We start from the raw sequence: 9674 nt of genomic DNA, 5'->3' as shown, positions 1-9674 counted from the left end.
GCGGGCGCCGGGGCGGCGGCCGGTTCGGGCGCGGCCTGGGCGGCCGGCTCTGCCGAAGCCAGAAGCGACGCGGTGAGAAGGGCGAGAAACATCGAACGGATCCTGTTGGCTGCGGCCCCGGGCCCCCTGCCCTCAAACGACCTTGCAAACTCGACTGGAGATTGCGTCATTTTACTAACGTCGTCGACTCCCACGAAAATGCCGCCATGGATGCTTACAGCGCCTCGCCGGGCCGGCACGGCCTTGGACGATCTAGTTACCCACAGGGGTAACGCACACCACATCTTGTATATTCGCGCCGTCTGGGGCCAAACTCCAGGCAGCTTGCAGCCGTCGGGATGACCATGAACGCCCACGTCGCCATCGCCGAAACGACCGCCGCCGCCGATCATCCCGAGCGGCAGTATCTGAACCTGCTCGCCGACATCCTGGCGAACGGCGTGCAGCGTGGCGACCGCACCGGCACCGGCACCCTGGGGGTCTTCGGCCGCCAGATGCGCTTCGACTTGGCCAAGGGCTTCCCGCTCCTCACCACCAAGAAGCTGCACCGCAAATCGATCATCCTCGAGCTGCTGTGGTTCCTGCGCGGCGACACCAACGTCCGCTGGCTGCAGGAGCGCGGAGTTTCGATCTGGGACGAATGGGCCGACGCTGAGGGCGAGCTGGGCCCCGTCTACGGCAAGCAATGGCGCTCGTGGACAGCACCGGATGGCCGCGTGATCGATCAGATCGCGGGTGTGGTCGAGGGCCTGAAGACCATGCCCAACTCACGCCGCCACATCGTCTCGGCCTGGAACCCGGCCGATGTCGACGACATGGCGCTGCCGCCCTGCCACTGCCTGTTCCAGTTCTTCGTGGCGCCAAATGACAAAGGGGGCGGAAAGCTCAGCTGCCAGCTCTACCAGCGCTCGGCCGACGTATTCCTAGGCGTGCCGTTCAACATCGCCTCCTACGCCCTGCTGACCATGATGGTCGCCAAGGTGACCGGCCTGGAGCCGGGCGAGTTCGTCCATACGCTGGGCGACGCGCACCTCTATCTGAACCACCTCGACCAGGCCCGCGAGCAACTGACCCGCGAGCCCCTGCCGCTGCCGGTCATGGAGATCGCCGACAAGCGCGACCTGTTCGGGTTCGAGTTCGGGGACTTCAAGCTCCGCGGCTACAAGGCCCACGAGAAGATCGACGCCCCAATCGCGGTCTAGGCAACCTTACAAACTTGCGAGTTCGCCGACCGGGGCCTGAAGGTCCCGCGGTGTCTGTTCTCCTGATCCGGATCGATCCGGCCGACATCAAGGAGAGCCCATGCGCAACCTCATCGCTCCCGCCGCCCTCGCCTTCAGCCTGGTGATCGGCTCCGCGGCCTTCGCCGCCACCCCCGCCCCCGCCGCAAGCGCCCCGGCCAAGCCCGCGCCGACCGCGACCAGCATGGCCACGAAGAGGGCGGCCTGCGAAAAGTCCTGGAAGAGCCAGAAGACCCACGCTGGCGACGAGGCGTCCTTCGTCAAGGCGTGCGTCGCCAAGGGCTAGTCCCCCTTTGGCGCCGGTCGGGCGGCTCGTCTCCCGTAGCCGCCCGACCGTCTTGGCGTGGACCTGGTTCGGGGCCATCTTCGTCACAGCTGAGCATGAGGACCAGGGCATGAGCCGCCGCATCCTGCTGGTCGAGGACGACGCCGAGACGGCCGACTACATCCTCAAGGGCCTGCGCGAGGAGGGCTTCACCGCCGAGCACGTCGCCGACGGCCGTGACGGCCTCTATGCGGCCTCGGGCGAGCCGTTCGACGCCATCGTCATGGACCGCATGGTCCCCGGCATGGACGGCCTCAGCGTGATCAAGGCCCTGCGCGCGGCCGCCATCGAGACCCCGATCATCATCCTGTCGGCGCTCAGCCACCTGGACGAACGCGTGAAGGGTCTGCGGGCCGGCGGCGACGATTACCTCACCAAGCCGTTCGGCTATTCAGAGCTCTCCGCCCGGCTCGAGAATTTGATGCGCCGCCGTCCGGGCGCCGAGGTCGAGACCCGGCTCGCCTGCGGCGACCTCAGCCTCGATCTGCTCTCGCGCCGGGTCAGCCGCGCCGGCCGGCCGCTCGAACTGCTGCCGCGCGAGTTCAAACTGCTGGAGTACCTGCTGCGCCACAAGGACCGCGTGGTCACCCGCACCATGCTGCTCGAGCAGGTCTGGGACTATCGCTTCGATCCGCACACCAGCGTCGTCGACACCCATATCAGTCGGCTGCGTAAGAAGATCGACGACGGCTTCCCCTCCCCGCTGCTGCACACCTTGCGCGGGACCGGCTACCGGCTCTCGCAGGAGCCATGAAGGTTCCCGGATCGCGCCTGCGCCCCGGCGCGGTGATCGGCGTCATGCTGGCGGTCACGGTCTCGGCCCTCGCCGTCGGCCTATTGATGGTCGATCGCATCGGCGAGGCGATCATCGCCGATCGCCAGCAGGCGGTGGCCGCCGCCGCCCGCGACTACTTTGTCGCCTTCGCCCACGAGGAAGGCGCCGCGCCGCTGGCCCGCGCCCTCGACCTGCGCGAGCGCACCGATCCCGGCGGAGCTTTTCGCTACGCCCTCTACGCCGAGGATGGCCGCCTGCTCGGCGGGGCGCGCCTGGCCCCGGTCGAACGGCTGCCGGCTTCGGGCGCGGCGCGGATGAAGATCTTCAGCCAGGGCCGGGATTCTCCCTGGCGCGTGCTGGTCCAGCCGCTCTCCACCGGCGGCACCCTGGTGGTCTACGAAGACATCGGCGAGCGGATCGCCTTCCGCCGCGCCCTGGTGGCCAGCGCCGGCGCGGCCCTGGCCGCCGCCCTCGCCGTGGTCCTGCTCGCCGCCGTCTGGTTCAACCGCCGCCTGCTCGGCCGCATGGAAACCCTGGCCGCCACCGCCGGCCGCATCGCCGAGGGCGACCTCTCGGCCCGTACCGACGTCCATCCCAAGGGCGATGTCTTCGACCGGCTGGGTGAGGCGATGAACGGCATGCTCGACCGCATCGAGGAGCTGATGACCGGCATGCGCACGGTCACCGACAGCCTTGCCCACGACCTGCGTTCACCGCTGACCCGGATGCGCGCGGACCTCTCCCGCGCGCTCGACCCCGACATCGCCGAGGGCGAGCGCCTCGACGCCATCGCCCTCGCCCACGACGAGGCCGACCGCGCCCTCTCCACCCTCTCGGCGCTGATGGACATCGCCCGGGCCGAGGCTGGGCTCTCACGCGACATGATGGCCCCGGTCGACCTCACCGCCCTGGTCGCCGAGGTCGGGGAACTGTTCGCTCCGGTGGTCGAAGACGCCGGCCAGATCTTCCTCTCGCCCGAGCCTCAAGGGCCGCTGGTTGTTCAGGGCCACGAGCTGATCCTGCGTCAGGCGGTCGGCAACCTGTTGCACAACGCCGCTCACCACGCCGGCGACGGCGCCCAGGTGCGCCTGGCTCTGGAACAGGCCCCCGGCGTCGTCCGCATCGTCGTCTCAGATACCGGCCCGGGCATCCCGGCCGAGCACCGCGGCCGAGTGCGTGAGCGTTTCGTGCGCCTCGACGAGGCCCGCTCTCGGCCGGGCGGCGGGCTCGGCCTGGCCATCGCCGCCGCATGCGCCAAGCTGCACGGCGGGGTGCTGGAACTTGAGGACGCCCATCCGGGGCTGCGTGCGGTGATCGTCTTGGCCGACCACCGACAGATGCTATGACGGGGGCATGAGCTCTCCGATCCTTTCCGCCGGCCCCATCGCCCGCGACCGCAACGGCGTCATCGGCCGCGACGGCGCCCTGCCCTGGCGGCTGAAGTCCGACATGGCGATCTTCCGCGCCGTGACCATGGGCAAGCCGGTGATCATGGGCCGCAAGACCTGGGAGAGCCTGCCCAAGAAGCCGCTGCCCGGCCGCACCAACATCGTCCTGACCCGCGACGGCTCGTTCGAGCCGAACGGCGCGGTGGTCTGCGACAACTTCAGCGAGGCGGTCTCCATCGCCCGCGAGCAGGCGGCCGAGGACGGCGTCGACGAGTTCTGCGTGATCGGCGGCGCCTCGCTGTTCGAACTCGCGCTCGCCCGAGCCCAGCGCATCTACCTGACCGACGTCGACGCTGAGGTGACGGGGGACGTCACTCTATCGCCCATCGACGAGAGCCGCTGGCGCGAGGTGCGCAGCGAGTCCCACCCGGCCGGCGAAGGCGACGAACACCCGTTTAAGTTCCGGGTTTTGGAACGCCGATAACGCGGTCATAGTCCCTCCGAACGCCACCGCTTCGTGTGGCGACGTGGAGGGACCGCAACCATGGAACTGCAGCTCGTCGCCGAGGGGTTCGAATTCCCCGAAGGCCCCATCGCCATGAACGACGGCTCGGTGATCCTCACCGAGATCAAGGGCCAGCGGCTGACGCGGGTCTATCCGGACGGACGCAAGGAAACCGTGGTCGAGACCGGCGGCGGCCCGAACGGCGCGGCTATCGGCCCGGACGGCGCCATCTACATCACCAACAACGGCGGCTCGTTCACCTGGCCCCAGCAGGACGGACTGACCGTGCCGGGGCCCACCCCGCCCAGCCACGTCGGCGGCTACATCCAGCGCTTCGACCTGAAGACCGGTGAGCTCAAGACCCTCTACAACGCGTGCGACGGGCGCCCGTTCGTCGGCCCCAACGACCTGGTGTTCGACAAGCAGGGCGGCTTCTGGTTCTCCGACCACGGCTGCGGCACGCCTGAGGGCCGCAAGTTCGGCGCGCTCTACTACGCCAAGATCGACGGCAGCCACGTCAGCCGCCAGCGTGACCATCTGATCTCGCCCAACGGCGTCGGCCTCTCGCCGGACGAAAAGACCGTCTACCTCGCCGACACCCAGATCGGCCGACTGTGGGCCTTCGACGTCGTGGAGCCGGGCGTGCTCGGGCCGCCGGTCGGCTTCGCCGCCGGCCGCGCCGTCCACAACCTCCAGGGCGTGCAGTTCCTCGATAGCCTGGCTGTAGAGGCCGGCGGCAAGGTCTGCGTGGCGACCATTCTCAACGGCGGCATCACCGCCTTCGACCCGAACGGCACGGTCGAGCACTATCCGGTGCCGGACCTGATCGTGACCAACATCTGCTTCGGCGGGGCGGACATGAAGACGGCCTGGATCACCGCCTCCTCGACCGGCAAGCTCTACAAGGCGACCTGGCCGCGGCCGGGCCTGAAGCTCAACTTCAACGCCTAGGCGATGATAGATAGATGCTCCCCCGCGGGGGAGCTGTCAGCCGAACGGCTGACTGAGGGGGACTTTGACTCCTGCCGCAGGAGAGCAGTCCCCCTCCGTCTCGCCGCTTTCGCGGCGATCCGCCTCCCCCAAGAGGGGAGGATCTAAAGCGCCCTAGTACAGCTTCGCCAGGGCGTCGCGTTCGAAGCTCTGCAGCTCGCTGGTCCGGCCCTCGCGGACCTTTACCGCCCACTCAGGGTCCTGCAGCAGCGCCCGGCCGACGCCGACTAGGTCGAAGTCGCCGCGGTCCAGTCGGCGCAGCAACTCGTCGAGCGAGGCAGGCTTGGAGCCTTCGCCGGCGAACGCCGCGATGAACTCGCCCGACAGCCCCACCGAGCCGACGGTGATGGTCGGCACGCCGGTCAGCTTCTTGGCCCAGCCGGCGAAGTTGAGGTCCGAGCCCTCGAACTCCGGCTCCCAGAACCGGCGCTGCGAGCAGTGCAGGATGTCGGCGCCGGCGTCGACCAGGGCGCCCAGCCAGGCTTCCAGCGCCTTCGGGTCCTGGGCTAGCTTCACGTCGTAGTCCTGCTGCTTCCACTGGCTGATGCGAATGATGACCGGGTAGTCGGGACCGACGGCCTTGCGCACGGCCTTCAGGATGTCGGCGGCGAAGCGCGCGCGGCCCGGCAGATCCTTGGACCCATAGGCGTCCTCGCGCAGGTTGGTGCCGTCCCAGAAGAACTGGTCGATCAGATAGCCGTGGGCGCCGTGCAGCTCGATGGACTCAAAGCCCAGGGCCTTGGCGTTGGCGGCGGCCTCGGCGAAGGCGCGGACAGCGTCCGCCACCTCTTCCTCGGACATCGGCGCGCCGAACTCCTTGCCGGGACGCGAGAGGCCCGAGGGGCTGTCATAGGGGCCAGGCGGGTTCCACTCCGGATCACGGGTGCGAACGTTGCCGACGTGCCAGAGCTGGGGCGCCATCGCGCCGCCCACCGAATGCACCTCGTCGATCACATGCTTCCAGGCGGCCAGTTCTTTTTCGCCATGGAAACGCGGCACGTTCTTGTCATTCAGCGAGGCCGGACGGTCGACTCCAGTGCCTTCCGAAACGATCAGCCCGACCTGCGCCGCCGCGCGGCGCTTGTAGTACTGGGCCACATCGTCGGTCGCCACGCCGCCGGGCGAGAACGACCGGGTCATGGGCGCCATGACGATGCGGTTGGAAAGATGCAGGCCCTTGTACTCAAAGGGCTTGAAGAGGGCGTCGGCCGACATGGGCGCTCCGGTTTCAAACAGGTGTTCGTAGCGCCGGAATTACCGCACGACCGGTCGTTTTGTCAGTCCAGAATTTCTTGGACCGCCAACAACTTCCCCTGAAGCCGTTCCGGCGCCATTGTCAGGTGAACAACGGTCACCCAAGGCCCGATCCCGGAGGAAATTGCCATGAGCGACGGCGCCGTCGACCTGAAAGCTGAAGCGCGCGCCAAGGCCTACGCCTTGCCGCTCGATGAGTTCAATCTCGCCGATCCGGAGCTCTTCCGCTCCGACACCATGTGGCCCTACTTCGAGCGCCTGCGGAAGGAAGACCCGGTCCACTACCACAAGGAGGGCCTCCATGAGGACGGCCCCTACTGGTCGGTGGTCAAGTACAACGACATCATGGCCGTGGACACCAATCACCAGGTGTTCTCGTCCGAACCGGCGATCACGATCTTCGATCCCAAAGACGACTTCATGCTGCCGATGTTCATCGCGATGGACCCGCCAAAGCATGACGTCCAGCGCAAGACCGTCAGCCCGATCGTCTCGCCCGCCAACCTCCACGAACTCGAACCGCTGATCCGCGAGCGCATCTGCAAGACCCTCGACAGCCTGCCGATCGGCGAGGAGTTCGACTGGGTCGACAAGGTCTCGATCGAGCTGACCACCCAGATGCTGGCCACGTTGTTCGACTTCCCCTGGGAAGATCGCCGCAAGCTGACCCGCTGGTCCGACGTCGCCACCGCCGGCCCCGAGTCCGGCCTGTTCAGCTCCACCGATCCGGAAGTCGCCGATCAGGAGCGCAAGGCCGAGCTGTTCGAGTGCGTCGACTACTTCACCCGTCTCTGGAACGAGCGGGTCAACGAGCCGCCGAAGGGCGACCTGATCTCCATGCTCGCCCACGGCGAGGCGACCCGGAACATGGACCGCATGGAGTATCTCGGGAACCTGATCCTGCTGATCGTCGGCGGCAATGACACCACCCGCAACACCATGACCGGCTCGGTGCTGGCCCTGCACCAGAACCCCGACCAGAAGAAGAAGCTCTACGACAACCCCGACCTGATCCCGTCGATGGTGTCGGAGACCATCCGCTGGCAGACCCCGCTGGCCCACATGCGCCGCACCCTGACCCAGGACTTCGAACTGGGTGGCAAGCAGATGAAGAAGGGCGACAAGATCATCATGTGGTACGTCTCGGGCAACCGCGACGACGAGGTGATCGAGAACCCGAACGCCTACATCATCGACCGCGAGCGTCCCCGCCAGCACCTGTCCTTCGGCTTCGGCATCCACCGCTGCGTCGGCAACCGTCTAGCCGAGCTGCAGCTGAAGATCCTCTGGGAAGAGATCATCAAGCGCTTCCCGTCGATCGAAGTGCAGGCCGAACCCAAGCGGGTGCTGTCGTCCTTCGTGAAGGGCTACGAGCACCTGCCGGTGATCATCCCGACCCGGTACTAAGGGCTCCCTCGCCTCTCCCTTCGGGGAGAGGCCGTTCCTTAGAAGTTGACCTGTAGGCGGCCGGCCAGGGTGTCGCCGCTGTCGTCGCCGACAAAGGCGCCGACGCGGTGGCGGACCTCCCAGTGGGTCAGGTTGACCATCAGCCGCATCCAGTCTTCCAGCCGCCAGTTGACCCCCAGCTCGGCCTCCCGGCCGCGACCGCCCAGCGGCGCGTCGGTGTTGTCGAGGGTCTGGTAGCGAACCGCGACCTCCCAGCCGCCCACACCGCCCTTCGACAACGGCGCGTGCGGGCCGATCTTCACGAAGGTGCCGCTGCGGGTGGCATAGGCCGGGGCCTCGCCGGTGATCATCCATCCGGCGCTGAACGAGACGGCGTCGGCGTGAACGTCATCGGCGGCGGTGCGGATCTGGCGGCGCCCAGCCTCCAGGTACGACCACAGCGGCCCGTGCGAACCGCCGACCTCGGCGCCGTATCCGGCCCCGTCGCGCGGATTGCGCAGCGTGCCCAGCGGCACCTGCACGGCGCTGTTGATGTGCCCGGCCCAAGCGGTGTTCTTGGCGTGGGCGGCCAGGTCGCTCGGATAGTCCTCGTAGAACCCCCAAAGCCCCAGGTGCACCGCGCCGTTGCCGCCCTTGATCGGGTTCCAGTGCGCGCGGGCCAGGTACGAGGTGGTGTCGCGCGCCACGCCGCGGTTGCCGGGATCGTCCCCGGCCACCTGCATGGCCACGTGCCAGTCGTCGCCATAGACCTTGGCGATGCCGCCCCAGCCGTAGAACCCCTTCAGGGGCGAGATCGCCAAGGCGACGGAATTGCGCTCCAGGAACGGCGTGCCGTCCGAGCTGCTCGAGCCGTCCAGACCGCGCTCGCTCAACCGGTTACCCAGGGTGAACTCCACGTCCTTGCCGGCCCAGCGGTCCCGCCAGGCCACGTAGGTGCTCCGCAGGATCGGGTCCTCAAGGGCGAAGTCGCCCTCGGCGGTGTAGAACAGGTGCTTGCCGACCATGCCGTCAAAGCCCAGGCGCAGGGTGCGGAGTTCGTCGCCCGACACGTCGCGCGCCGGAAAGCGCGAGCCCTCCGTGGTCGAGGCGTCCAGCAGCAGCCGCCCCTTGGGCCGGATCGAGAACCCGCCCTCCGGCGAGACCAGCTGGCGGCCGTCCCAATGCAGTTCGCCGTCGGACGCCCAGGCCGAGCTCGCGCCGAACGCCGCTGCGGCAAACACTGCCGCGCGCGCCAATACCAAAGCCTTGAAGATCGTCGCCTCCCCCTGAGGACAGTTCGCCCGTCCTCTAGACGCAGGCGTTCAACGACCCAACACCATCAGCCTAGGACTTTTCGCCCCGCCCCCGAATTGCACTGGCGACGAGCACGCTGGCCAGGCCCGCGGCGCCGAGCCCGATCGCAAGGCCGAGCCGCCGCTTGCGCTTGGGTGCTACGGTGATCCGGTGGAACAGCTCGCCCTCCACGCCCCACCAGGCGCCGGAGGCCTTGTCGAACCCATGCCGCCGGAAACTGGCCGCCGTCTCACGCGCCATGTCGGCAGCTTCAGCGGCTGTGCGTCCGGTCGCAATGAAGCCTGTTTCCGGCGCTATGCGCTTCGGATCATCCTGAAGCCGCCAGGTTTCGCGTAGTACGTTGAACACGCGGCCAAGTGGCGCATGGGTTGAGATGGTGGGGCGACGGCGGAGAAACCGCTCGATAGATTCCGCCATGGCCTTGTACGGCCCCTCGTTCCGGTGCTTGGTCGAATCCAAGCCCGATAGTTCTTGAAGGTGGCGTCTCTGCGGCGCC

At 67.9% G+C, this 9674-nt stretch carries 10 protein-coding genes; 7 read left to right on the top strand and 3 right to left on the bottom strand.

Going from position 1 to position 9674, the window contains the following annotated elements; all coding sequences use genetic code 11:
* Positions 1–344: 344 nt before the first annotated feature.
* From AC1DQJ_RS17410 to AC1DQJ_RS17385, 6 genes are all read left to right on the top strand, one after another.
* The gene (locus AC1DQJ_RS17410; protein WP_477605570.1) at positions 345–1202 is read left to right on the top strand and encodes a thymidylate synthase; all 858 of its coding nucleotides are present in this window, start codon (positions 345–347) and stop codon (positions 1200–1202) included.
* Positions 1203–1302: 100 nt separating this feature from the next.
* Positions 1303–1527 (top strand): hypothetical protein, encoded by a 225-nt coding sequence (locus AC1DQJ_RS17405; RefSeq protein ID WP_477605568.1) that lies wholly within the window; start codon positions 1303–1305, stop codon positions 1525–1527.
* Between the two features lie 109 nt (positions 1528–1636).
* Positions 1637–2320, top strand: coding sequence for a response regulator transcription factor (locus tag AC1DQJ_RS17400; protein WP_477605566.1), 684 nt, complete (start codon positions 1637–1639; stop codon positions 2318–2320).
* Positions 2317–3687 carry a sensor histidine kinase gene (locus tag AC1DQJ_RS17395; protein ID WP_477605564.1) on the top strand — a complete coding sequence of 457 codons (1371 nt, stop codon included), beginning with the start codon at positions 2317–2319 and terminating at the stop codon, positions 3685–3687. Before AC1DQJ_RS17400 ends, AC1DQJ_RS17395 begins: the two co-directional genes overlap by 4 nt.
* 7 nt (positions 3688–3694) lie before the next feature.
* A complete protein-coding gene (locus AC1DQJ_RS17390; RefSeq protein WP_477605562.1) occupies positions 3695–4213 on the top strand; it encodes a dihydrofolate reductase in 519 nt (172 codons plus the stop codon).
* A gap of 60 nt (positions 4214–4273) precedes the next feature.
* The gene (locus tag AC1DQJ_RS17385; RefSeq protein ID WP_477605560.1) at positions 4274–5185 is read left to right on the top strand and encodes an SMP-30/gluconolactonase/LRE family protein; all 912 of its coding nucleotides are present in this window, start codon (positions 4274–4276) and stop codon (positions 5183–5185) included.
* A 153-nt stretch (positions 5186–5338) separates the two neighbouring features.
* Here AC1DQJ_RS17385 and AC1DQJ_RS17380 read toward each other — a convergent pair whose 3' ends face one another.
* On the bottom strand, positions 5339–6439 hold the full coding sequence (locus AC1DQJ_RS17380; protein WP_477605558.1) for an NADH:flavin oxidoreductase: 1101 nt from the start codon (positions 6437–6439) through the stop codon (positions 5339–5341).
* 168 nt (positions 6440–6607) lie between these two features.
* Between AC1DQJ_RS17380 and AC1DQJ_RS17375 the strand changes: the two genes are divergently transcribed.
* On the top strand, positions 6608–7885 hold the full coding sequence (locus tag AC1DQJ_RS17375) for a cytochrome P450 (RefSeq protein WP_477605556.1): 1278 nt from the start codon (positions 6608–6610) through the stop codon (positions 7883–7885).
* Between the two features lie 38 nt (positions 7886–7923).
* Here the strand turns inward: AC1DQJ_RS17375 and AC1DQJ_RS17370 are convergent, their stop codons facing one another.
* Both AC1DQJ_RS17370 and AC1DQJ_RS17365 read right to left on the bottom strand, forming a co-directional pair.
* Positions 7924–9105, bottom strand: a complete 1182-nt coding sequence (locus tag AC1DQJ_RS17370) for an OprO/OprP family phosphate-selective porin (RefSeq protein WP_477605554.1) — start codon at positions 9103–9105, stop codon at positions 7924–7926.
* A 103-nt stretch (positions 9106–9208) separates the two neighbouring features.
* Complete coding sequence (locus AC1DQJ_RS17365) at positions 9209–9637, bottom strand: hypothetical protein (protein WP_477605552.1); 429 nt, start codon at positions 9635–9637, stop codon at positions 9209–9211.
* Between the last annotated feature and the right edge of the window lie 37 nt (positions 9638–9674).

Source organism: Phenylobacterium sp. P4_E10, from assembly GCF_056401675.1.
The sequence above is the reverse complement of the archived record's forward strand: the minus strand, read 5'-3'. Positions and strand labels throughout refer to the sequence as shown.

Bases quoted from the DNA above. Each gene is read 5' to 3' on its own strand.
- AC1DQJ_RS17410 (WP_477605570.1), top strand. From the start codon at position 345: ATGAACGCCCACGTCGCCATCGCCGAAACGACCGCCGCCGCCGATCAT.
- AC1DQJ_RS17405 (WP_477605568.1), top strand. From the start codon at position 1,303: ATGCGCAACCTCATCGCTCCCGCCGCCCTCGCCTTCAGCCTGGTGATC.
- AC1DQJ_RS17400 (WP_477605566.1), top strand. From the start codon at position 1,637: ATGAGCCGCCGCATCCTGCTGGTCGAGGACGACGCCGAGACGGCCGAC.
- AC1DQJ_RS17395 (WP_477605564.1), top strand. From the start codon at position 2,317: ATGAAGGTTCCCGGATCGCGCCTGCGCCCCGGCGCGGTGATCGGCGTC.
- AC1DQJ_RS17390 (WP_477605562.1), top strand. From the start codon at position 3,695: ATGAGCTCTCCGATCCTTTCCGCCGGCCCCATCGCCCGCGACCGCAAC.
- AC1DQJ_RS17385 (WP_477605560.1), top strand. From the start codon at position 4,274: ATGGAACTGCAGCTCGTCGCCGAGGGGTTCGAATTCCCCGAAGGCCCC.
- AC1DQJ_RS17380 (WP_477605558.1), bottom strand. From the start codon at position 6,439: ATGTCGGCCGACGCCCTCTTCAAGCCCTTTGAGTACAAGGGCCTGCAT.
- AC1DQJ_RS17375 (WP_477605556.1), top strand. From the start codon at position 6,608: ATGAGCGACGGCGCCGTCGACCTGAAAGCTGAAGCGCGCGCCAAGGCC.